This window comes from Moorena sp. SIO4A1 (genome assembly GCF_010672065.1).
Classification (GTDB): Bacteria; Cyanobacteriota; Cyanobacteriia; order Cyanobacteriales; family Coleofasciculaceae; genus Moorena.
The window spans coordinates 19,839-43,701 of sequence record NZ_JAAHHX010000047.1 but is presented as its reverse complement, the minus strand read 5'-3'; the positions used below and the strand labels follow the sequence as shown (position 1 = coordinate 43,701).

Annotated in this window: 21 protein-coding genes and 2 pseudogenes; 17 read left to right on the top strand and 6 right to left on the bottom strand. The window is 44.6% G+C overall.

Annotated elements, in window-relative coordinates; genetic code table 11:
- Nucleotides 1-45 precede the first annotated feature (45 nt).
- The 4 genes from F6K53_RS25410 to F6K53_RS25395 all read left to right on the top strand — a co-directional run bounded on the left by F6K53_RS25410 (nucleotide 46) and on the right by F6K53_RS25395 (nucleotide 8,558).
- Nucleotides 46-990, top strand: coding sequence for a chemotaxis protein CheW (locus F6K53_RS25410; RefSeq protein ID WP_293035850.1), 945 nt, complete (start codon nucleotides 46-48; stop codon nucleotides 988-990).
- 23 nt (nucleotides 991-1,013) lie between these two features.
- Nucleotides 1,014-4,121, top strand: a complete 3,108-nt coding sequence (locus F6K53_RS25405) for a GAF domain-containing protein (RefSeq protein WP_293069991.1) — start codon at nucleotides 1,014-1,016, stop codon at nucleotides 4,119-4,121.
- An 86-nt stretch (nucleotides 4,122-4,207) separates the two neighbouring features.
- Nucleotides 4,208-4,357, top strand: a complete 150-nt coding sequence (locus F6K53_RS25400) for a hypothetical protein (RefSeq protein WP_293035846.1) — start codon at nucleotides 4,208-4,210, stop codon at nucleotides 4,355-4,357.
- A 4-nt stretch (nucleotides 4,358-4,361) separates the two neighbouring features.
- The gene (locus F6K53_RS25395; protein WP_293069989.1) at nucleotides 4,362-8,558 is read left to right on the top strand and encodes a response regulator; all 4,197 of its coding nucleotides are present in this window, start codon (nucleotides 4,362-4,364) and stop codon (nucleotides 8,556-8,558) included.
- Nucleotides 8,559-8,593: 35 nt separating this feature from the next.
- Here F6K53_RS25395 and F6K53_RS25390 read toward each other — a convergent pair whose 3' ends face one another.
- Entirely contained in the window at nucleotides 8,594-8,899 is a 306-nt protein-coding gene (locus tag F6K53_RS25390; protein WP_293069987.1) for a hypothetical protein, read from the bottom strand.
- Nucleotides 8,900-9,277: 378 nt separating this feature from the next.
- On the opposite strand from F6K53_RS25390, the gene F6K53_RS25385 reads away from it, so the two are divergent.
- Together F6K53_RS25385 and F6K53_RS25380 are read left to right on the top strand one after the other, a co-directional pair.
- Nucleotides 9,278-9,502 (top strand): hypothetical protein, encoded by a 225-nt coding sequence (locus F6K53_RS25385; protein WP_293069985.1) that lies wholly within the window; start codon nucleotides 9,278-9,280, stop codon nucleotides 9,500-9,502.
- A 51-nt stretch (nucleotides 9,503-9,553) separates the two neighbouring features.
- Nucleotides 9,554-9,847 carry a hypothetical protein gene (locus F6K53_RS25380; protein WP_293069983.1) on the top strand — a complete coding sequence of 98 codons (294 nt, stop codon included), beginning with the start codon at nucleotides 9,554-9,556 and terminating at the stop codon, nucleotides 9,845-9,847.
- On the opposite strand, the gene F6K53_RS25375 is transcribed toward F6K53_RS25380, so the two are convergent.
- Nucleotides 9,838-10,086, bottom strand: a complete 249-nt coding sequence (locus tag F6K53_RS25375) for a DUF29 domain-containing protein (protein WP_293070021.1) — start codon at nucleotides 10,084-10,086, stop codon at nucleotides 9,838-9,840. The genes F6K53_RS25380 and F6K53_RS25375 overlap by 10 nt on opposite strands.
- Nucleotides 10,087-10,117: 31 nt before the next feature.
- On the bottom strand, nucleotides 10,118-10,282 hold the full coding sequence (locus F6K53_RS25370; RefSeq protein ID WP_293035832.1) for a DUF29 family protein: 165 nt from the start codon (nucleotides 10,280-10,282) through the stop codon (nucleotides 10,118-10,120).
- A 420-nt stretch (nucleotides 10,283-10,702) separates the two neighbouring features.
- Here F6K53_RS25370 and F6K53_RS25365 point away from each other — a divergent pair.
- The 6 genes and pseudogenes from F6K53_RS25365 (at nucleotide 10,703) to F6K53_RS25340 (ending at nucleotide 18,307) form a co-directional block, all read left to right on the top strand.
- Nucleotides 10,703-11,305 (top strand): annotated as a pseudogene (locus F6K53_RS25365) (Uma2 family endonuclease).
- 341 nt (nucleotides 11,306-11,646) lie between these two features.
- Nucleotides 11,647-13,182, top strand: coding sequence for a CHAT domain-containing protein (locus tag F6K53_RS25360; protein WP_293069981.1), 1,536 nt, complete (start codon nucleotides 11,647-11,649; stop codon nucleotides 13,180-13,182).
- A gap of 68 nt (nucleotides 13,183-13,250) precedes the next feature.
- The gene (locus F6K53_RS25355) at nucleotides 13,251-14,216 is read left to right on the top strand and encodes a hypothetical protein (RefSeq protein WP_293069979.1); all 966 of its coding nucleotides are present in this window, start codon (nucleotides 13,251-13,253) and stop codon (nucleotides 14,214-14,216) included.
- Nucleotides 14,217-14,235: 19 nt separating this feature from the next.
- Complete coding sequence (locus tag F6K53_RS25350) at nucleotides 14,236-15,240, top strand: MoxR family ATPase (RefSeq protein ID WP_293069977.1); 1,005 nt, start codon at nucleotides 14,236-14,238, stop codon at nucleotides 15,238-15,240.
- Complete coding sequence (locus tag F6K53_RS25345) at nucleotides 15,237-16,334, top strand: VWA containing CoxE family protein (RefSeq protein WP_293069975.1); 1,098 nt, start codon at nucleotides 15,237-15,239, stop codon at nucleotides 16,332-16,334. Before F6K53_RS25350 ends, F6K53_RS25345 begins: the two co-directional genes overlap by 4 nt.
- A 2-nt stretch (nucleotides 16,335-16,336) precedes the next feature.
- The gene (locus F6K53_RS25340; protein WP_293082593.1) at nucleotides 16,337-18,307 is read left to right on the top strand and encodes a formylglycine-generating enzyme family protein; all 1,971 of its coding nucleotides are present in this window, start codon (nucleotides 16,337-16,339) and stop codon (nucleotides 18,305-18,307) included.
- On the opposite strand, the gene F6K53_RS25335 is transcribed toward F6K53_RS25340, so the two are convergent.
- Entirely contained in the window at nucleotides 18,262-18,549 is a 288-nt protein-coding gene (locus tag F6K53_RS25335; protein ID WP_293082590.1) for a hypothetical protein, read from the bottom strand. The two genes, F6K53_RS25340 and F6K53_RS25335, sit on opposite strands and share 46 nt — an antisense overlap.
- A 58-nt stretch (nucleotides 18,550-18,607) precedes the next feature.
- Here F6K53_RS25335 and F6K53_RS25330 point away from each other — a divergent pair, with 58 nt between their 5' ends.
- The 5 genes and pseudogenes from F6K53_RS25330 (at nucleotide 18,608) to F6K53_RS25310 (ending at nucleotide 21,827) form a co-directional block, all read left to right on the top strand.
- Entirely contained in the window at nucleotides 18,608-18,820 is a 213-nt protein-coding gene (locus F6K53_RS25330; protein WP_293082588.1) for a hypothetical protein, read from the top strand.
- Between the two features lie 147 nt (nucleotides 18,821-18,967).
- Complete coding sequence (locus F6K53_RS25325) at nucleotides 18,968-19,675, top strand: transposase (protein ID WP_293082585.1); 708 nt, start codon at nucleotides 18,968-18,970, stop codon at nucleotides 19,673-19,675.
- A 549-nt stretch (nucleotides 19,676-20,224) separates the two neighbouring features.
- Nucleotides 20,225-21,034, top strand: a pseudogene (locus F6K53_RS25320) (formylglycine-generating enzyme family protein); the annotation flags it as partial.
- A 270-nt stretch (nucleotides 21,035-21,304) separates the two neighbouring features.
- Nucleotides 21,305-21,724, top strand: coding sequence for a trypco2 family protein (locus F6K53_RS25315; protein ID WP_293082583.1), 420 nt, complete (start codon nucleotides 21,305-21,307; stop codon nucleotides 21,722-21,724).
- Entirely contained in the window at nucleotides 21,705-21,827 is a 123-nt protein-coding gene (locus tag F6K53_RS25310; protein WP_293070125.1) for a hypothetical protein, read from the top strand. Before F6K53_RS25315 ends, F6K53_RS25310 begins: the two co-directional genes overlap by 20 nt.
- Here the strand turns inward: F6K53_RS25310 and F6K53_RS25305 are convergent.
- Together F6K53_RS25305 and F6K53_RS25300 are read right to left on the bottom strand one after the other, a co-directional pair.
- Complete coding sequence (locus tag F6K53_RS25305) at nucleotides 21,776-23,473, bottom strand: GMC family oxidoreductase N-terminal domain-containing protein (protein WP_293082580.1); 1,698 nt, start codon at nucleotides 23,471-23,473, stop codon at nucleotides 21,776-21,778. The genes F6K53_RS25310 and F6K53_RS25305 overlap by 52 nt on opposite strands.
- A gap of 221 nt (nucleotides 23,474-23,694) precedes the next feature.
- On the bottom strand, nucleotides 23,695-23,823 hold the full coding sequence (locus F6K53_RS25300) for a hypothetical protein (protein ID WP_293070121.1): 129 nt from the start codon (nucleotides 23,821-23,823) through the stop codon (nucleotides 23,695-23,697).
- Nucleotides 23,824-23,863: the final 40 nt, after the last annotated feature.

Sequence of the window (23,863 nt, the reverse complement as noted above, 5' to 3'; positions counted from 1 at the left end):
GTATTTATCATAAATTTTTGATCATTTGGATAGTAACTTGGTGTGATGAGCAAAGAGCAGATTTCCAAGACCAGCAAAATTTTACAATTAGCTAAACAGGGAAACCCGAACGTCATCGCTGCCATACTGAATCACAAACTTCAGCACGAAGGTATTATAGCTAAAGTTAAACTTCACGATAGCTGTTTATTGGTTTTACTCGAAGCAGACCCCGCTCCAAAACCAGGAGCTGTGGTAAGATTTATCTACTACACCATCAGCAAGCTAAAACCAAACTCAATTGATACCGTCAAAATTTTGGGGCGTAGCCTAACCGAAAAACAACCAGCATGGCGCAAACAAATTAAAGTAGAAAGCATTCCGGTGGTGCTAGACTTGTCTACTTGGGTAGAGTCAGGCTCAACAGTGAGAACTAATCAAGCTCATTATCCTGTCTCCTGGCAGAACAATGAACATCATTTCCAGGGGAATCAAGCTCAATTACCTCTGGCTACCCCCGTTAAGGTCAGTGTTGATGGCCAACTTCCCCCCCAGGAGAAATTTTTGCGCTTCCAGGTAGGGTCTGGCAATGGGGCTTTGTTAGAGGTAAACTACATCCAAGCAATTCTGAATGTGTCGGTTGCTGAAATTTTGCCAATTCCCCATACTGCCGATAGTGTGATTGGGATTTACAACTGGCGTGGTGAAATGCTGTGGTTGTTAGATCTAAACTATCTCCTAGGATTTCCGGCTGTTTGGCAACCCAAAGACATCTCCAGGACAAAAATCATGGTGATTGTACTTCAACTCAACAGCAAACTTCTGGGACTGGTGGTTTCACAAGTGGAAGAAATAGAACAGCACCATTGGCAAAACTTACAACCCCCTGATCGATTATTGCCCCTCAGATTTGGGGAATTTGTCAAAGCCTATCTTCCCGAAGCCAGTAGTATTATCTTAGATGCCCAACGAATTGTTCAAGCAGCACTTGATATAAAGTATGAAGTATAATTAAAATTTACGACTCTAGGCAGATGTCAGAAGCACAATGGGATGATAACGATTCAGAACTGCTCTTAGAAAATCAAAATCTACTCAAGGAGAATACTCCACATTTTTTTAACTCTCCTCGCCCCAACCTAGAGGGATTTAACGCTAGCCTAGACAGGCTAAAAACTGATCTAGACCAACGCCGAAGGGTAGATAAACTAGAGCTGAAAAAAAGTTTGGAGCAATTTGAATCCTTTGGTCAGGAGGTTGAGCAGTTTACAGCAGGGGTAAATCTGGAAATTCAGCAATTGAAGCTTAGCTACGAAGAGGCACTCCAACAACAGTTCCAAGCCCAGCATGAAAAATTGTTAGAGGTTAGCAAATTAATGAATCAAGCTGGGAACTGGGAAACCTTACTGAACAATACAGTCAATGGGGTGCAACATCTCAGCCAAGCCGAGCGGGTGTTAATTTATCGCTTCAATTCTTCTCGCACCGGAATAGTTTTGGCAGAAGCAGTAGAACGGGGGTGGACTCCTGCGGTCGGGGAAAAGCTAGATGCTACTGCTTTTGGGGCTGACTTGTCCACAGACTATTTGCAGCAGTCAAGGGTAATTATCGATCAGGTCAGCAATGATTCGGTCACTCCCTACCAACTCCAGCTGCTGGAGAAATTTCAAGTTCAATCCAGTCTCAGCTTATGCTTGCCAGTATCGGGTAAAGCCTGGGGTTTGTTGGTCTTGCAGCGATGCCAGGTAAAGACAAACCAAGACAGGTCGGTTCCATCCTGGACTCCACAACAGATTAATTGCTTTCGGACTATTGCCACAGAACTATCCCTTCACCTAGCTACCGACGAGTTACGCACTCAGTTGCAACAGCAGCAGGCACGGGAGGCAACTGTGGCGAAAGTCATTAACAAAATTCGCCGTTCTCTGGATATCAAGACTATTTTCCAGACCACAACTCAAGAAGTGCGACAACTGCTCAAAACTGACCGAGCAGTTATCTATCGCTTTAATCCCGATTGGAGTGGTGAATTTGTAGCAGAGTCAGTGGCTGGAGGCTGGATTTCTCTGCTTCAGAGCCAGACTAATAGCCCACACCTAAGGGCTGATATCAGCGAATGCAGCATCCAAGAATTGGCCACTGAACCAATAATTAACCAGGTCGATACTTATCTTCAAGAAACCCAGGGGGGTGCCTATAGTAGGGGGGAAACCTACCGGGTGGTGGAAGATATCTACAATCAGGAGTTCACCCCTTGTTATCTGGAAGTTATAGAAAGTTATCAAGCCAGAGCTTATGTGATTGTAGCTATTTACCAGAATGAAAAACTCTGGGGATTATTGGCTACCTATCAAAACTCTGATATCAGGCAATGGCGGGAGTCAGAAGTTAGCTGGATGCTGGAGATTGCAGCTGAGTTAGAAGTAGCATTGCAACAAGCTCAGCTACTGGAGGCACAGCGGTTAAAGTCTGAGGAATTACGTCAAGGAGCAGAACGAGAACGAGTACTGAATAAGGTCACGGATAAAATTCAACAATCCCAAGACCTGCGCACTATTTTTAATGTTACCACCAACGAAGTTCGTCAACTCTTAGGGGTTGACCGTGTTACAATATATCGCTTCAATTCTGATTGGAGTGGCTCCTTTGTGGCTGAGTCTGTGGCTAGTGGCTGGACTTCCCTAATCCAGGAACAGACTAATAATCCCCTCATCAACAAAAATATTAGTGAATGTATCGTGAAAACGGTGGCTGGAAATACCCCTGAGCAGTTTAGCCAGCAAGCCCCAACCATCCGAGATACCTATCTGCAAAGCATCCAAGGCAATCTCTCTAGGGAAGAGAAACCCTTCTGGGTGGTTAGTGATATCTATAAAGGGGATTTTTCAAGTTGTTATATCGAGCAGCTAGAGCGATATCAGGCCAGAGCCTATACTATTGTGCCGATTTTCCAAGGGGATACACTGTGGGGTTTACTGGCTGCTTATCAAAATTCTGAAGCTAGGGATTGGCAAACGGAAGAGATTAATTGGATGCTTCAGATTGCCGCTCAGATGAGTGTACCGTTGCAGCGAGCTGAGTATTTGGAACAATTGCGATCGCAATCCCAACAATTAGCAGAATTAGCATCACGGGAAAAGGAGGCTAGGGAATTATTCCAACAACGTGCTATTGATTTGCTCACAGCTGTCCGACCTTCTCTAGACGGTGACTTGACCGTTAGAGCTCCGATTACCAATGATGAACTGGGAACTATTGCAGATGCCTACAATAACACCATTCAGAGTTTACGGCAAATTGTAATCCAGGTACTCTCAGCTTCTGTGAAAGTCGCTGAAACGGCTACAGAGAGTGAAGCAGCAATTACTAAACTTTCTGAAGAAGCCCAGCATCAGTGTCAGGAGTTGACCCAAGCGATGGATCAAATCCAGAGCATGGTTAACTCTACCCAAGCGGTAACTACTAGTGCCCAATCCATCGACCGAGCTGTGCAAGAGGCAAACCAAAAAGTAGCATCGGGGGAAACAGCTATGAACCGCACGGTGGAGGGAATTCTAGGAATTCGGGATAGTGTGGAGGAAGCCAGCCATCAAATTAGACAGTTAAGTCAATACTCTCAAAATGTTGACCGGGTCTTAAATTTGATTAGTGATTTTGCGACCCAAACCCAGCTACTCTCCCTCAATGCTGCTCTCGAAGCCACCAGGGCTGGGGAGTATGGTAAAGGTTTTGCGGTAGTAGCTGATGAGGTGCGCTCCTTAGCTCGACAGTCGGCCAAGGCAACTACGGAAATTTCTAATTTAGTTGCTGAAATCCGCACTCAGACCCGAGAAGTGATTAAAGTGACCGAAGTCGCGATCGCTCAGGTTAATACTGGCACAGAACTGGTAGAAGAAAGCAAGGGCAATCTAAATGCGATCGCATCAGCTACTGCTGAGATTAGCCAGTTAGTTGCAGACATTACCCAGGCAACCCTCGCCCAACTGGAACAATCACAATCCGTCACCCAAACCATGAAAGAAGTTGCCGCCATATCCACCAATACTTCTGAAGACTCTACCGAGCTTTGGGAGTCCTTCAAGGAATCCCTCACCACCATCAAAAACCTACAGGCAGCTGTTGAGCAGTTTACCGTGAACTAGTTATAGCGCTGTGGGTGGGGAGTGTGGAACCTGGGCGCGAGTAGTGTGGGGCCCGGGCGCGGGGAGGTTGGGGAGCAACTGGCGCTTTGAGATTGGTTTTAGGGATTATTATTCCCTTGAATTATATAGCGTTGATTATACTTATCAGGTACAGTCAAGTTTCTACTCCCTACTCCCTACTCCCTACTCCCTACTCCCTACTCCCTACTCCCTACTCCCTACTCCCTACTCCCTAAAAAAATGTCAACTATTGATCCAGAAACCTATCAATATTTTCTTGGGGAAGCCCAGGACTTGCTGCAAGTTATTGAACAAGACTTGCTGGCTTTGACACCGGACAAGCCAAAAAACCAACTTTATGACTTAATGCGAGCGACTCATACCCTGAAAGGCGCAGCTGCTAATGTCCAGCAAGACACCATAAAGAGTGTAGCACATTATCTCGAAGATGTCTTCCGGGCAATGTTAGCCCCTGAGGCAACCATTGATACAGAGCTAGAAACACTAATGTTTGAGGGATATCAGTGCCTCAGGATGGCACTGACCGCTGAAATGACCGGGGAGTTGAACAAGAATACTGAGATTATCAACCGAGCTGCAGGGGTGTTTGCTAAACTGCAAGCTAAATTAGGAAATTGTTTTGACTATCAAGCTTCTCTACCTACATCAGCAGAACTTGGGTTTGATATTGTCCAATCTATCTTTGAAGTAGGAGTTAAACAACGAATCGATCACCTAGCTTCGTTGTTACAGGTTGACAGGTTGGATGTTGAAAGTTCTCAAGGGTTACAGGTTGACAGGTTGGATGTTGAAAGTTCTGAAGGGTTACAGGTTGGCAGGTTGAATGTTGAAAGTTCTGAAGGGTTACAGGCTGGCAGGTTGGATGTTGAAAGTTCTGAAGGGTTACAGGTTGGCAGGTTGAATGTTGAAAGTTTTCCAGACAACCTTCACCCTTCCACCAACACTAACCTTCACCCTTCAACCAACACTAACCTTCAACCTTCAACCAACACTAACCTTCAACCTTCAACCAACACTAACCTTCAACCTTCAACCAACACTAACCTTCAACCTTCAACCAACACTAACCTTCAACCTGCTAACCTTCAACCTTCAACCCAAACTAACCTTCAACCTGCTAACCTTGAACCTCCAACCCCTGATCATGACAAGGCTACGTTGATAGAGATTGCTGAGACCTTGCGAGAACAAGGTGAAATATTTGTAGGGTTGGGGGAATCCTTGAACTTACCAGGGTTTAAAGCAATTGCCGAACATACCCTCAAAGCCCTTGACGCTAACCCTGAACAGGTGATGGAAATTGCCAAGATTGCTTTAACGAATTTCCAGGAAGCTCATACCGCTGTCTTAGCAGGCGATCGCACTCGTGGAGGAAACCCCAGCCTCGCCCTTCAACAATTAGCTGGGTCAGAAGAAGAGTTACAGGTTGTTCGCGAAGCGTGGCCAAAAGGCCAAGGTTGGAACGTTGAAGGTTGGAACGTTGAAGGTTGGAACGTTGAAGGTTGGAACGTTGAAGGTTCAAAACCTTGGCCAAAAGGCCACGCTACGCGAACAACCAACACTAACCTTGAACCTTCAACCAACAATAACCTTGAACCTTCAACCAACAATAACCTGGAACCTTCAACCAACAATAACCTGGAACCTTCAACCAACAATAACCTACAACCTTCAACCAACAATAACCTACAACCTTCAACCAACAATAACCTACAACCTTCAACCAACAATAACCTTCAACCTTCAACCCAAACTAACCTTCAACCTTCAACCCAAACTAACCTTCAACCTTCAACCCAAACTAACCTTCAACCTGCTAACCCTAAACCTTCACCACCTATCGATGAATTACTTGAGGAAACTTTTGGTAATATTTCTCTTGCACAAGAGCAAGCGAATCAAGTGTTTCCTGAAGAGGAATATCTTGAGCCAGATAGTATACTTCCAGATAGTATATTTCCAGATACTATCTTTCTGGATGAATCTTCAGAAACCGTAGCAACAGACAATCTTAACCAAGCTCAGACTGACCCTAAGCAAGAGTCGGAGTTAGCAGTTAACCCTGAATCAGCAAAAGAATTAAACCAAATATCAATATCTCCTCCCGATCGGGAGTCTGCAGAGGCTGGTGTGCCTTTATTAGCAGATGGCTCGATCAAGACATCGGCCACAGTGCGGGTTGATTTAGAAAGTCTGAAACACCTATCTCACCTAGTTGGGGAACTACTAATTAACCAAAACCAGTTAGGATGGCAGGATGAAAACTGTCAAGGGGTAGTTGAAAAACTTTCCAATTGGCTCAAGCAACATCGCCAAACCCTGACTCAACTGCGCACTCAGCTCAAGAAGCATTCCTCTAATCAGCAAATTTCCAAGCTGTGGGATTCCGCTTGGGAAGAAACCCTACAACTGACTCAAGCTACAGAAGACCTGAGCCTGTTAGCCACTACGGCTGCTGCTAGTGTGGAACGAGAACAGCGTTTATCAACTCAGCTCAGGGATACTCTTCAATCTGTTCGGACTATACCTCTGGAACATCTGCTTAAATCCTTTCCCTCCATGGTGCAGCAGTTGTCTAATGTCCATCACAAGTCAGCGAAATTAACCCTCAGTGTGACTAATGTCCTAGTTGATAAAACCATTGCTAATCATCTCTATGATGCTTTACTGCATCTAGTCCGCAATGGTTTCGACCATGGTATTGAATCCTCGGAGGTTCGCCAAGAAAGGGGTAAACCTGCTATCGGTAAGATTGAAATTCGTGCTTTCTATCAAGGAAATCGCACCATCATTGAAGTCACAGATGATGGTCAGGGACTGGACTTGGAAAAGATTTATCATCGTGCCGTGGAAACCAACCTGCTCAGTGTTGAGCACTTGGAAGCCCTGGGCGAATCACCGGAGCCAAATCAGCTATTAGACTTACTGTGTCAGCCAGGATTTTCCACTGTTTCTCAAATCAACGAGCTTTCTGGACGAGGTATTGGCCTAGATGTGGTGCGCTCCCAACTGCAACGGATTAACGGTCGGGTAAAGGTTCGCTTCCAGCCGGGTCTTGGCACGACCTTTTGCTTGCAGATCCAAGAAGCTCTCAGGAATGCCAGGGTGCTAGTGGTTCAAGCTAATGAGAGAGTGTATGGGTTTGTGGCTAATGACATTGAACAGATATTGTTGCCAGCATCTGAGCAAATCCAGATGGTGAGTGATCAAAAAATCCTGAATTGGCATCACAGGGGGAATGAGTATAGCACCCCTGTTTACCAACTCTTATCCTTACTGGAATACTCATCCCAACAGGGATCGACAGTACCAGCTTGGAATCCCTTGCTGACTAAACCTCAAGAGATTAATCCGATCCTATTGATGAATACTGGTGAAGGATGGGTGGGACTAGAAGTGGAACAAGTACTCGAAGAGCAAGAACTCGTGATCAAGCAGCTGTCTAATGCGATCGCATATCCTCCCTATGTTTATGGTTGCAGTATTTTGGCCGATGGTCGTTTGATTCTGGTAATTGACGGTACAGGGTTACTTAAGTATGTACAGCAGCTTCATCAATCTCAGCGATCATTGTTGAAGGTTGGGAGGTTGAAGGTTGAAGGTTCTGAAGAGTTGAAGGTTGGGAGGTTGAAGGTTGAAGGTTCTGAAGAGTTGAAGGTTAGCAGGTTGAAGGTTGAAGGTTCTGAAGAGTTGAAAGTTAGCAGGTTGAAGGTTGAAGGTTCTGAAGAGTTGAAAGTTAGCAGGTTGAAGGTTGAAGGTTCTGAAGAGTTGAAAGTTAGCAGGTTGAACGTTGTTCGCGTTCGCGCAGCGGAGGCCGAAGGCCACGCTACGCGAACGGCTTTGCCGAAAGCGTGGCCGAAAGGCCAAGGTTTTCCAGACAAGCTTCAACCTAATCATAGACAACCTGATAACCTACCCTACTCGAACGCCAAAGGCGAACAACCTGATAACCTTCAACCTAATAACCTTCAACCTGCCAACTTACCCTACTCGAACGCCAAAGGCGAACAACCGGGTAACCTTTATAAAACCTTTTTAGTTGTCGATGATTCCATTACTGAGCGACAAAATTTAAGCCTAATTCTGGAACGAAATGGTAACCAGGTGCTGCAAGCTAAAGATGGTTTAGAGGCGATAGAATTATTGCGCAAAAGTGATGGTGTTGATCTGATAATCTGCGATTTAGAAATGCCACGGTTAAACGGTATTGAGTTTTTGAGTCTTAGTCATCAAGACCCAGCTTTAACTGATATTCCTATTATTATGCTCACCTCCCGTAGTCAAGAAAAATACAAACAACTTGCTACCGAACTTGGAGCTATGGCTTATTTAACTAAACCGTATTTAGAGGAAGAGATTTTAGCAACAATTAATAAAGCCGTCAGCGGTCAGCAGTCAGCCGTCAGCCGTCAGTGATCAGTGGTCAGCCGTCAGTGGTCAGTGGTCAGCCGTCAGCGTTGCTGAATCAAAAAATGAATCGGAGTAGAGCGGGCATCCTGCCCGCCCGAAAATGAAACGGGCAAGATGCCCATTCCACGGCAAGATGCCCATTCCACGGCAAGATGCCCATTCCACGGCAAGATGCCCATTCCACGGCAAGATGCCCATTCCACGGCAAAATCACATTCCACTGCAAGATGCCCATTCCACGGCAAGATGCCCATTCCACGGCAAGATGCCCATTCCACGCAAGATGCCCATTCTACAGGTGCGACCCAAGGGCGCGAGGGATTGCTCGCGGCCTTGGAGGCACGCACCTACCCTTAAAATCATTCCATTATTAAGCAACGCCCAGCTGTCAGCTTTGTGGCACAGGCTTCGACGCTGTGACTTCACTCAGATTAAACCAATGTTTACCTGTTGTCTTGATGCAATAGCGAGTGGTTTGAAGTTACCGTAAGACAGGCTCGCCTTAATCAATAAGTTTTAACCATGCATCTGCATAGCCTACCAACCATAAAGGCTCAACGTAATCAGGTTTCGTCTCCGGGGGAAAACCCCAAGACCGTAATGGTGCGTTTTCCGTAGGCGAATTAAATTCGCCACGGGTCGCACCTCTGCATCGCTTATTCAAAAGCTGATAGCTGATAACTGATAACTGATAGCTGATAGCTTACAAAGCAGGGAGTAATAAAATGAAAAAAGTCCAAATTATTGTATTTAAAATCGCTAAGTATTGGTTAGCCTTACCAATGAAAGTGGTTTTGAAAGTTAGGGATTTTTCCAGCAACATTAGGGATAGTAGCCGGGATAACAGATTAATTCATCTAGACAATCGAACCTTTCCCCTGCTCCCTTTAAAACCAATACTAGTCAAACCTAGTAAAGCTAAGGTACCCCTAGGTCAAGGTTTAGGGTAAACCGCTGCTGTTAGACAATTCCCTATTGATTTATCCAATGTTGGGGAATTTTTGATCATCGTTCAAACTCCCGGGGGAGACGCCTGCGCCATACCGGTTTATCGGCTACCCACTATGATTGATTTGCCTTTATCAACAATTCGTAAATTGCCAGACTCTTACAGTCAAACCTATCTCCTTGGTATGGCTAATTATTTCGCGGTGTGGCAATCCGAAGCAGACAAATTAACCATTTTTTTGCTAGATTTAGAACGAGCATGGAGTGTGGTAATAGGTTATAGTTCAGGGAGTCGGGAGTCGGGAGTCGGGAGTCGGGAGTCGGGAGTTATAATAGGTCAATCTTGATCTAAAATATCAGACGTGAAAGGACAATTATGGGGTAAACTAACAGATGGATAATTCCTGGTAACCTTCTTCAGTGGATATCTGTAGCAATCGGAAAAGACTGATTCAAGATAAGGCTTGAGGCTAGGAGATTCAGACAACAGAATATTAATCTGTTCTCTCTGCTCTTCGATGGTATTTTCCCAGCTTCGATAATCATCTTCTGAATCCACATACTGCCTTTTAAGCAAGTGTTCCATCAAAACTTTAAGTCTGCTCTGAAGCTCTCGTCTATCGGTTCGCGTAGCGTCGGCGAAAGCCGAATCGTCCCAAGGATGTTATCTCCTCAATTAAATTCTCTATGTCCAACTCATCAAAGTTTCTTGTTTTGAGTTGCTGGCAAGTTGTCTCAGTCCACATAACGAAGTCCTGATCATACAAGTCACTATTACTCATTGCTTGCTCCTGCTTTTTGTTTTTTTTTATTGATTATATCATCTCACGTTTTTTTGTAAAGTTGTTGATAAAATTAACTATAATATTGATATTATTATAGAATAAATTAAAAGAAAAGCCTGAATATTCATAATAGCTTGTATAGCGGTTTTCAATTTGGTGAGGTACAAAGTTTATGGTTTTAGGGAACAGGGAACAGGGAACAGGGAACAGGGAACAGGGAATAGGGAAGAAAGAAGAGGGAACAGGGCAAAAATTATGTGTACCTCATTAGGCTAAAAACCGCTGTATCTTACATATATTCCGCAATGGGTAGTGCTATAATTCAGAAACAGCCATAAAAATCTCCCCATCTCCCCATCTCCCCATCTCCCCATCTCCCTATCTCCCCACTCTTTCCCTTTTCCCTTTTTCCCAGCCATGGATACAACTCAAACCCCTTTAACATTATTGCGCCTGTGGACGGTTGAGGAATACCACCGGATGGCTAAGGTGGGAATTTTGCAGCCGGATGAACCAGTTGAATTAATTGCAGGACAGATAATTAGACAAATGAGTCCCCAGGGAACTCCCCATGCTACTGCGATTCGGCTCACTCGCCGATTGTTGGATAATCGTTTAAGAGAGCAAGGGTTAGTTCAAACACAATTACCAATTCAGTTAAGTAATCACTCCGAACCCGAACCAGATCTAGCCGTAGTTATGCCAGATGAACTGCGATACCTAGACCATCATCCGACACCATCATAAATTTATTTAATTATTGAAGTTGCTGATACTACCTTGAAGAGGGATTGTGAACTGAAAGCTAACCATTATGCAGAGGCAAAAATTGCTGATTATTGGGTGATTGATTTAAGTAATCGTCAATTGCATGTTTTTCGAAAATCGACTGTTCAAGGGTATCAAAGTCACGTAATTCTGGCAGATAATCATACAATTTCACCGTTACAGTTTCCAGATTGTTTATTCAATGTATCTGAAATGTTGCCACCAGGGATTCCGGAGTTTGTTGAGGGTTGATACTCTCCAAAATTATCTTATCCTATTCCCCGTTTTTATTTTCCTGTGCTTTATGGGTCTGTATCAAACAAGATATATATAACGTTTATATAGCGTTGATAAATAGGTCATGAACAATCTTGATAATTTTTAATAACACAAAAAAATACTCCAAACTATTTCCTACTGCTCCCTGCTCCCTGCTGCCTGCTCCCTTTTCCAATAACTCCTATGTTCACAAATCAAATACAAACGCTATAATTAGCCCCAAAGATGTTAAACTAAGGGTGATATGCTGGCGATACCAAAGAAAATCAGATGGTATTCCAACTAAAGTTAATGGTCGCCATAGGTGATAAAATATGGATTTTGGAATGAAACTGCTGGAACTACACTTTTATCCCATTAAAGGCAAGCAAGACTATTTCAAAGTTAGTGGGTCGGGTTCCTTAGGAGAAGTCCATTACGAACCTGGTCTGCCTTTTCTCGACAGTAAGACTCCCGATGTCCAGGACAGACGTTTCACGGTAGTTAAGATATTAGAGTCAACTCACTTCAAAGAGGATAACTTTTCGGAAGATGAGCAGGCTTGGATGGTACGTGAGCAACTGCTACTACCGGAGCGCAATGCTTTTGAGCCTGACTACTTGGCTACTATTGGGCGTAGGCTCTATGAAATATTAGGTAAAGACATTCAGCAGGTAATAGAGGCAGCAGTAGCAGAGGCTAAACGCGATCGCATTTTCTTACATATTCGGTTGCGGTTTCCAGCAGAAGACCCCAAACCTGTGCGCATTACTGATTATCCTTGGGAATTACTCCATAACCAGTATGGGTTTCTAGCCCACCAAGGGGTGACCTTCTCGCGCTATATTGCCTATCGTAGTCCTCGTCCTAATTTACCTGGAGTTGAACGGCTCAATGTCCTGTTGATTTCCTCTGGGGCAGGGGATGAGAGAATCGGACTGAAATCGTTACCTGCTGTTGAAGCAGATGCGATCGCAAACGGATTGCAACGGGCTCAGGAACAAGGGAAAATTCAACTGGAAATTCTAGAATCTGCTACATTAAAAGCACTCCGCAGGCGATTGTCAAAGCGCCAAACCTCAGCAGTTCCTCAGGTTCTGCATTTTGATGGACATGGCTTTTTTGGCAAGCGCTGTAATGAAATAGGGTGCAAGAAAGTTTATAACCAGGGTGTAACTCAGTGTGAATGCGGTGCCCCATTGGCAAAAAAACCTCAAGGTTATTTGGTGTTTGAAGACTCAGATGCCAAAGCTGATTATGTCAGTGCCAAGGAACTGGGAGAACTCTTAGGTAATTTGCAGCTTCGAGAGCAACCCCATTCAGCATCGGGAATTGCTTTAGTTGTTTTGAGTGCTTGCAAAAGTGCCATGTCTGGTAAGAGTGAGTCTGTCTTCAATGGGGTGGCACAGAGTTTGATTGGTGCAGGTATTCCTGCTGTAGTAGCCATGACCTATTCCATCAGGGTGGATGCCGCTAGTGCGTTTGCGGAAGAGTTTTATCGTTCAGTGGGGGAACAAGAGTCATTAGCGATCGCATTGGGTCGGGGACAAAGTGCTATGGGTATTGAAGGGAATCAGTGGTATCGTCCGGTGCTGTATCTGCGTTGGGAGGATAATGAGGGAGGACAGTTGTTTAAATCCGTTGAACCTGATGTTTTGCCTCAAACTATGCCTACTCAGCCTCCCAGTCAATCCTCACGTCAACTAACTCGTCTTCAGGAAGACCTTGAAGATTTAGAAGAAGAATACGAAGCGTGTAGAATACAATACCGTGGAGTTATAGATGATGCTGAGCGCATTCGACTGAAAAGGAAACTTAATAATTTGTCTGAGCAAATAGCTGAGATACAAGAGCAGCTTGAACAACTTTGATTGAATAGGAGTTAATTGGAATAGTTGTTCTGCAAAATTATTATTTGATACTTTAAATTAATCCATAGATGTTTTCTGATTCTAATCGACGACGAGAGCTTATACAAGAGATTGCAGACTTAATGGAGGAAGAAGAAGCTTGCAGAAGACAATACCGTGCAGCCATAGATGAAGCTGAGCGCGTTCGCCTGAAAAGAAAACTTAATAATTTGTATCAGCAAATAACAGATAAAGACAATCAACTAAAGCAAAAGGACTCCATTCAAAATGCTAATCGCCGCTTTTTAGCTTTAGAAGACAAACTTTCCAAACTTGACTTTAAAGAGCAAATTAAACTTATAAAAAATATTTTTGATGAATTTGAAGAGAATGGACTAGCATTATTTTTTATCAATGAAAGTTTAAATATGGCAGGAGATTTATTATGTTTAGAAATTCAAAATTTATTAAAAGATGAGACAACCGACTTACAGCATTATGAGATAGCATTTTCGGTTGACAGAAGATTAGATGAAGTAGGGTTTTTACAAGGATTAGGAGGATACTTAGGAATTAATGAAATCAAAGGTAAAGATGAATATTTAAAAATCATTGAAAAATTTTCAGAGCTTATCAAAAATGGAAGTATTATTTTTATTGAATTAAAAAAAATTGATTTACTAGATAATCAAGCAAATTTCTTGGAATGGTTAGTCAATTTTTTTTGGAAATCATTAATTGAAAAAGTCCCTTTGATTTGCAAAAACCAAGATATCGAACAAGTAAAATTTATAATTGTTGTTGTTTCAGATGATAATATATCGGATGAATGTTCAAACTTGTCATTTTTTTGTAACGAAAGATGCTTTGATAAAACTAAATTTTTGGCAATTCCTTTGAAGGAGTGGACTGAGAAAGAAATAAGGCTTTGGTTAACCAAATACTCAAGATTATCTAAAAATATAATTTCTCCCATGGCTAAGAGTGTGTATAAGTCAAGCCGTGGTGGCACCCCTAAACTGATCTGTGATGCGCTAAGGAATAAGCTAAGTTAATTTTTTCATGGAGTAGCTTATGAAGTTACCGACTAAACTGACCTTTGAAAATCATCTTACTCGCAGACCTAAAAATGCTCATAAAGATTCCCCACAAAATCCAGAGCCTTATGTGGTATCTCCAGAATTAAAAAAAGCGGTAAATTTAGCAATTTATCTCAGGCGACCGTTACTATTAGAAGGGGATGCGGGGTGTGGTAAAACTCGTTTGGCTTCAGCGGTTGCCTATGAATTAGGACTGCCCCTTTATCGCTGGGATGTGCGTTCAACAACCAAAGCCGAAGATGGACTCTATGAATATGATGCTATTCTCCGATTACATGATGTACACACTCAAAAAGTAGCACCAGAGCCCACCGTTGCTCATGGACAACCGGAGCCAGAAGACTTGGATCAGGAAGACTTAGACCAGGAAGACTCGGAAGCAGTTAATCGCAATCCCGCTAATGCTAAACACTATCGTCAATTTGGTGCCTTAGGGAAAGCCTTTAGGTTGAAGGATTGTCCAGCTGTGGTATTAATTGATGAGATAGATAAGGCAGATTTAGATTTTCCCAATGACTTACTGACCGTATTAGATGAGCCTTGGGAATTTAAAATAAAAGAAACTGGAGAAACCATTACAGCAACACACAAACCCATTGTGTTCATTACTAGTAATAAGGAAAAAGGTAACCTGCCTGCACCATTTCTCCGTCGTTGCCTGTATCATTACTTAGACTTTCCTAACGACCCCAAGCAGTTACAGGAAATTGTTGATAAACACTACCAGGTTTGTGAGGAAGCACCACCCCCTGCGGATTTAGTCGATACTGCGATCGCCCGTTTCCTGAAGGTCTGGAACGAAGGGGGTCTCTTCAAGAAACCAGGAACTAGTGAATTTCTCGATTGGCTCAAAGCCCTTCATACCTTTGAGTCAAAGCCTTACAATCCAAAACAACTAGAAAAAAACAAGCTGCTCCCCTATCCAGAGTTACTGTTTAAGCTGCAACAAGACTGGAAAAAATATGCTAAAGCCTCATGAACTCCTTTAACCCCCAAGATTGGGTAACTCGTGCTTTCATTAGCCTGCGCCAAAACAGATTTCAGCTTGGCGTAGGGGAACTTTTCGCAGCACGGCAAGCGGTAAAAGGGGGATTTGGAGAGGATGAAACGGCACTGGCAGAGACATTAAAGCTTTTATGGTGTCACTCTCGCTCAGAACAAAGTCAGTTTGACTCCATCTGGGACTCCATCAGGGAGTCCTTGGGGGTTATTTCTCCCTCCAAACAGTCTGAAAGTAGTGTTTCAGAAAAACCCAAGCCTAAACCTGATCAGGAGCAGCTCAAGGTATCCCAGAAATTATTGCAGTCACCACCCCAGGAGGTTGTTACCGAGAGCAAACCAAAACCGGACTGGTCATCCTTACCGGTGCGGGCACCCTCTACCTTTGTAGAAAACGAAGATACTTCTAGCTTACAGACATACTATCCCATTTCCCGCCGTTCAATGGTCTATAACTGGAGGTATTTGCGCCGACCGATTGCCGATGGGTCAATGGATCAACTGGATGAAGCGGCAACCGTTAAGCAAGCAACTCGGCAAGGGTTTTATCTGGCTCCAGTCTACCGCAGACGTGAACAAAACCATGCCCATCTCCTACTAGTCTTGGATCAGAATGGTTCAATGACTCCGTTTCATCGCTTCACCAGTGAGTTGGTAGAAACGGCACAGTATGAAAGCACTCTGCAACCAGAAAAGGTCAATGTGTTCTATTTCCATAACGTACCTGCTGCTAGTGTCTACAAAGACCTCTACTTGACAGAACCCATCCCCCTGCAAACCCTATTCACAATCTGTGACCAGGAAACCAGCGTATTAATAGTCAGTGATGCTGGAGCAGCAAGGGGGTATCGTAAGTTAGAGAGGATTCGGGCAACTACCAGCTTTCTGTTTAAGCTAAAGCGGCACACCACCCTCTTGGCTTGGTTAAATCCAATGCCAGAAGACCGTTGGCTGGGTAGTTCCGCAGAAATTATTGCTAATTTGGTGCCAATGTACCAGATGGATAATGATGGATTAAGTAATGCCATCGACATTGTACGTGGACAACCCCTACAACACCTCCATTCCCCTTGATCATGACAACTGTGGCTGAGGAAGAACAATGGCACCAACAAGCAGCACAGCAAGCCGTCGAGCGGTTTGTAAAACGTTTTGATGAGTCCTATCGGGTCCTGGCCTATCATGCTGCTTTGCCTCTGGTGCTAACACCGGAGCTAGTGAACTACTTGCGCAATCAGTTTTTGCGCAATGAAAACGTTCCGTGGGTGGCAGAGGTTGATTTGTTACTGTCGGATTTGTGTTCTCAGGTGGGCTATGAGCTTTACGCCATGGATACTCATATCCGAGGCTATCTGCTAGAGCAAATGAAACAAGACCCCCGCTTTGGTAAGCCGCGAATGCAGCAAGTGGCTCAGGTTTTAATCAACTATGTCAAGTATCTGAGTCACCTTCATCCCGGTAGAAAGCAAAAGGAATTAGAGGCACAGCGTTGGGCAGCAATGGTGTATTTAGGGGATGAACAGTGCAAACAGGCAGCACGAGAGATTGCCCAGGGGCTCATAGAAACCAGTAGTGGAACCGATTCTGAAAATCTTACTGAATCAGGTATGCGGGCAGAATTAGCACGATTAACACGCATTACCGCAGAGCTATCCCCTCAGTTACAACAGGAACCAACCTTGGTGGAGTACGCCAGACTGATCCAGCGAGTCCTAAGACAGCCAGATACAGTTACTCCAGCTGAACTTAATCCCTATCAATTAGATGATTTGGAGTTGAGAGTCCCAGATTGGTTATTACCAGAAACACTGACAAATACGGTGTCAGTTTCTGGGCAGACAGTGACTGAGGTTGAAGGTTTACCACCCCTGCAAACCTTTCAATGTAAGGTGCTAACCATTGGGCTTAGAACAGGGAAAGAGATATCCTCAGAGATTGACTTAGAACCTTTTGACTTTGAAGTGGCAACGATACAGGTAAAAGACCCCATTCAAACCGCTGAAGAAGCAGTTTTTGGTTCAACAGGACCCTCGTTTACAGACCTGCAACGAAGCATCTTGAGAGGAGCATTAGACAATCAGACTTACCAAGAAATCGCCCATTCACTAGGCTACAGCTCAAAATATTTACAATCTGTTGGCTCTAAGTTATGGAAACTGCTTACAGAAGCCCTGGGTCAAAAAGTTACCAAAACTAATCTTAAGTCTGTATTAAATGCGGGATTAACGATCCACCGTCATCAGCACCAAGCTTATGGTTTTACCCAAGACTTAGGGAATGGAGTTGAGCTAGAGATGGTTGCTATCCCTGAAGGGAGCTTTATCATGGGTTCCCCAGAAACCGAAGAGGGGCATACTAATGATGAAAGTCCCCAGCATCGAGTCACTGTTACATCCTTCTTCATGGGCAAATACCCAGTGACCCAAGCCCAATGGCAAGCCGTCGCCGCCCTACCCCAAGTCAACAGAGAACTTGAACCCGATCCATCCCATTTTAAAGGGAAAAACCGACCTGTAGAGCAAGTCTCCTGGTATGATGCGGTAGAGTTTTGTGAGCGGCTGTCCCAGTATACGAAACGGCCTTATCGCTTGCCCAGTGAAGCCGAGTGGGAGTATGCTTGTCGAGCAGGTACAACTACTCCGTTTCATTTTGGCGAGACCATTACAACCGACCTAGCTAACTATGATGGCAACTATACTTATGGCTCTGGTTCTAAAGGCAAATATGTTCAGGAAACCACCCCAGTGGGGAGTTTTGGGGTAGCCAATGACTTTGGACTCTACGATATGCATGGGAATGTGTGGGAGTGGTGTGCAGACCATTGGCACTCAAACTATGAAGATGCACCAACAGATGGTAGTGTCTGGGAAGATTACAATGATAATGATAATCGCAATAATAAAAGGCGGCTGTTGCGGGGTGGTTCCTGGTACGACAACCCTGGGTACTGCCGTTCTGGGTCTCGCCTCAACTATCTTCCGGCTCTCAGGCACCTCTTCGACTATATTGGTTTTCGTGTGGTGTGTGGGTGTGCGTGGACTCTGTAACCCTTTACCCTTTTACCCTTTTGCCCTTTCCCCTGTTTTCCCTTTTCCCTCTTCCCCTTTCCCCGCCGTAGAACTGGCATCTTGCCAGTAGCCGGAATAGTCCCGCGTAGAACTGGCATCTTGCCAGTAGCCGGAATAGTCCCGCGTAGAACTGGCATCTTGCCAGTAGCCGGGGAATAGTTCCTGTGTAGAACTGGCATCTTGCCAGTGGCTGGGGAATAAGCCCTGTGTAGAACTGGCATCTTGCCAGTGGCTCCAGAATAGCCTTTATGAATGTGTCAATATCAATCAAATTAAATATTGGTCACTGGTAATATGCCATCATATTGGTCACTGGCAAGATGTAATAATCCTGGTCACTGGCAAGATGCCAGTTCTACTCTTATCACCACTGGCAAGATGCCAGTTCTACTTGTACAACCACTGGCAAGATGCCAGTTCTACTTCTATCACCACTGGCAAGATGCCAGTTCTACTTTGATCACCACTGGCAAGATGCCAGTTCTACTTTGATCACCACTGGCAAGATGCCAGTTCTACTTTGATCACCACTGGCAAGATGCCAGTTCTACTTTGATCACTGTGGAACAGCCTTTCAGCCTGTCTCAACGCACTAAAATAAAAAAATATACCCCATTAATGTCTTTAAAAATGTAACTAATGACTACCCCTAACTCTCCATCCTATGGGGCACAGGCTTCGAGGCGGTCTCAAACCAAGATTAATGATTATGACTGGCAGGATGCCAGTTCTACCAAGATTAATAATTATGACTGGCAGGATGCCAGTTCTACCAAGATTAATAATTATGACTGGCCAGATGCCAGTTCCGATTATCACAGGCCAGATGCCAGTTCTACGAATTATAGCAGTTTCAGAAAGTTCAAAAATCTTAAAATTAGCCAAAGGACTCTTCCTCACTGGGAATCAGCAGGAGCAATTTACTTTGTAACTTTTAATACGTTTAAAAAGCTAGAGTTGACCCCAGAAGCCAGACAAGTAGTTTTAGATTCCTGTTTATTCTTCAATAACCAAAGGTACAAAACGTATGCTGTTGTGATTATGCCAGATCATGTGCATTGGTTAATACAGCCTTTGCTAAAATCCGATCAGGAATATTGGAGCTTAGGTAGTATCATCCACAGCATTAAAAGCTATAGTTCTAAGCAAGTTCCTAAAGTAATGAATCATATCGGTATTGTTTGGCAATATGAGCGATATGATCGCATTATGCGAGATGAAATAGAATTTTTAGAAACCTGGCACTATATCCGACAAAATCCTGTAAAGGCTAATTTATCTGAGATGGCTGAAACATATCCTTTCTTCTGGCAAATGGATAGCGTAGAGAAATCTTCTGTAAAATAATCAATGGTAGAACTGGCATCTTGCCAGTGTTCAATGGTAGGTAGAACTGGCATCTTGCCAGTGGTCAATGGTAGGTAGAACTGGCATCTTGCCAGTGGTCAATGGTAGGTAGAACTGGCTAGAAGCCTGTTGCGGGAATAGCCTTCGAGCCTATGTCAATCTCAATCAAACAATAATCCTGGTCACGCGGCTTGATGCCAGTTCTACAATGGTTTTGTCTTAGATAACTTAATCACACCCAACCCAGCTGTCACGCGGCTTGATGCCAGTTCTACCATCTGATCATCTGAGTCACGCGGCTTGATGCCAGTTCTACCTACCATTGGCCACTGGCAAGATGCCAGTTCTACGAGATCAGCGCCAGTTCTACCATTTAATCATCTGGATCACTGGCTTGATGCCAGTTCTACACAAGATGCCAGTTCTACAGGATCAGTGCCATTTCTACATCAGTCAAACCCAACCATAGTGATGCCACCAACAAGTCAAGAAGAACAGCAATCAAACCTTATTATCAATCAGCATTGGCGAGAAATTCAGTACTTTCCTGAAGACTTGGGAAATGGTATCACCTTGGACATGGTTGCCATCCCTGATGGCACTTTCATGATGGGTTCCCCAGAAACAGAAGAGGGGCATAGTAATGATGAAAGTCCCCAGCATAAAGTTACGGTTCAATCCTTCTTTATGGGCAAATACCCAGTTACCCAAGCCCAATGGCAAGCCGTCGCCGCCCTACCCCAAGTCAAAACAGAACTTGAAAGCGATCCATCCGAATTTAAAGGGGAATACCTACCTGTAGAGCAAGTCTCGTGGTATGATGCAGTGGAGTTTTGTGAGCGGCTGTCCCAGTATACGAAACGCCCTTATCGCTTGCCCAGCGAAGCCGAGTGGGAGTACGCCTGTAGAGCCGGAACAACCACCCCGTTTCATTTTGGAGAGACGATTACGACAGACTATGCTAATTACGATGGAACAGATGATCAACAGGATCGTTGGAAAGGGTCTTATGGTAATGGGCCATCAGGGATTTATCGGCAAGAAACAACCCCAGTGGGGAGTTTTGGGGTAGGCAATGACTTTGGACTCTACGATATGCATGGGAATGTGTGGGAGTGGTGTGCAGACCATTGGCATGATAACTATATAGGTGCGCCGACGGATGGTAGTGTGTGGCTAGACGATAACCATAACGATAATCAAACTCAAGGCATAAAAAGGCTGTTGCGGGGTGGTTCCTGGGGCAACTACCCTGTTAACTGCCGTTCTGGGTCTCGCGGCTTCTATCTTCCGGCTCTCTGGCGCAACCTCGGCAATGTTGGTTTTCGTGTGGTGTGTGGGTGTGCGTGGACTCTGTAACCCTTTACCCTTTTGCCCTTTTGCCCTTTACCCTTTTGCCCTTTACCCTCTCCCTCCTGTAGAACTGGCATCAAGCAGCGTGACCGGAATTTCAAATGGGTAGAACTGGCATCAAGCAGCGTGACCAGCAATTTCAAATGGGTAGAACTGGCATCAAGCAGCGTGACCAACATTTCTGTGTTCCCCCTGTAAAACTGGCATCTTGCCAGTGACAACTACCCAGAACCCTGCCTATAGTTAAGCTGTTGCTTAAATAATAATACAACATTAATGTCTAACAACAATAACAGCCCCATTGGATTATCTGAATTTATCCAACAGGTTAAACACGATCTGCTCTCCGTAGCACCAGGTCAGGAAAAAGATGCTCCCTTGTTGTGTGTTGAGTCTGTGGAACTGGAACTACAAGTTAGTGTCAAGCGAACTGCAAAAGCAGGTGCCAAGGGAAATATCAAAATTAACGTACTAGGAACTGGAGGCGAAGTAGGAGGCGAACTGGGTGGCGACTTAGGACGGGATGAGATTCATAAAGTCAAAGTCAAATTATCTCCCCTCTTCGATAAAGAGCGTCTGCTGGAATTTTACCAGACCCTTCATAGAGACAAGGTGCCAACGACGGTCAATAATTCTTTAAGGGCACTGCTTAAAGGCAATGAAGAAAGCAATCTGAATGATGACCTGGGTGACTAACAGCATTCCCGATTCCCGATTCCCGATTCCCGATTCCCGACTCCCGACTCCCTATTCCCTCCCCACACATAACCTCTTCGCCACATGGAAACCAACCAGATAAGCTGTCATCTGAGTGCTAATCCGGGGCAAAGGCACAGAAGAAAGGTCAGCCACATAGACATTAGCTGACCCGTATACTTTCCCAGTATCTATTGCATTGTCAAGTCCTTTATCAATCGCCTTGCCGAATAGGCATCCCCCCGACAAGTGCTGCTCGGACAGTAAAAACCTACGACTGTAAACATCAACATACTCCTCAATCTGGTTCTCCTGGTAAGGCATCTTAGTTACCAGTCGCAAAAACCACTTAACTAACCAATGTGGCTGTTCTCCCAAACCGTTCAACAGTGCCATGTGCTTGGCAATCTCACTGTTAGCTACCACTTTATCCTGATTGAAATGGGATTGTTCCTCTTCTCCAAAGAAATCTAATTCAATCCGAGAGTCGTCCCTTGAATAGCAACCCTCTTTAGCAGCATTAAACTTAATCGCTGCAGTAATCAAGCTTGGGTCATCATGCCATCGTTTCCTTTGAAGTAAGTTATAAAGTCCCCATAACAGGTTAATGATGAAATTGACTGCCTGAAGAAACACCCTAATCACGTTCTTGATGATATTAAACAACCAAGGTAACCTGATCACGAACCTCTTGATTGAGTTTGGTAATAGGAACGCCAGATAAAGGTGGGCAATCATAAACCACAGCCTCTCAAAATTACCGGAAAAGAAATCGAAGCAGCAAACCGTTTCCTGTCCCGGTTGTTCTGGTTCTGGTTGCCATACTGTTGTCCCAAACACAGGGATGTACACATCCCGAGGGGTAACATCAATGCTCTTGTCCACGACATAGAGACCCAGGGGCATGACAATATGGTCATTAACATGCTGCCCGATCTGATCGTTTCCCAATTCCTCGCGGTGAGACCAGAGCAGCCGTGGCGTGGCACCCCCTGCGCACATAATCACCTTTCCACCATCCCTATCCAGAGACAAGTGCTCCGTCATCCCCGTGTCCAGGTACTTAACATGCACCCCCACGCACCGTGGTTTTTGCCCTTGATCCTTAGAAAACTCAAGTCTCTCAACCCTACACCTAGTCTTGATCTCCACGCCCTGGCCAAACCAATCGACAATGGATACTCCGCTGTGGGTTCGCTGCCCAAATGAGTTGAACTGGGTTGGAAAAAGGTGCAACAGGCCGGTATCGGTGACCTCCAAATTAGGAATATTGTCAATAGCGTCTGTGCTCACCACAAAACCAACCTTCTCAGCCGCCTGCAGTACTTGTTTAGTCACAGGTGACGGATCGGTTACCGGGTTTGGTCTAGCAAACTTCTGATTCAACTCTGCCTTCAGGCTGTCCCAATAGGCTGCCGTTTGACCAATATGTGTCGCCAGCCACTCCGAGGACTCATGCATCATGGTATAGTTAATCGAGCCGCCACCACCCATAGTGCAAGCCCGCCCCGATATAATCGGAATTCCCTTGGGGGTCAGGGCATTGTGCAACTTGAATACCTTTTCCTCTGCGTAGGACTTAGTCCAGTTGTTCTGGTGGGTAATGTCGCTAGTAGTGAAGAAATCATCCCCCTCCTCCAGCACTAACACCCGCTCCCGGATAGACCTGTCATTACCAGCTTCTAGGTAATAGCTCAGAAACCCACAGGCTCCATTACCAGAGCCAACCACGATCGTATCGTACATCATCGCAATGGTTTTTTAAGCAAATTATTTTATTGTATCTCTTTCTCGGGAGTCGGGAATCGGGAGTCGGGAGTCGGGAGTCGGGAGTCGGGAGTCGGGAGCAGGGGAAGTGTGGGGAAATGGGGAGATAGCCAGATGAAATTGATGTTTAATCGTGTGAGTGCTAAGAATTGGTATAACCTTAAACCTTAAACCTTAAACCTTAAACCTTAAACCTTCAACCTTCAACCTTCAACCACCCAACCTTCAACGGCCATGGCATCATAGCGACGCTCAAACTCAGCTTGAGTCAGCCTGTCACCGTTTTCCAGAGGAGGAATTGTTGGATTGAGTGCGTACGCATTTCGAGTCATAGTTTTTATAGCAGTTCTCAATTGGGTTAGGTACTGCGTC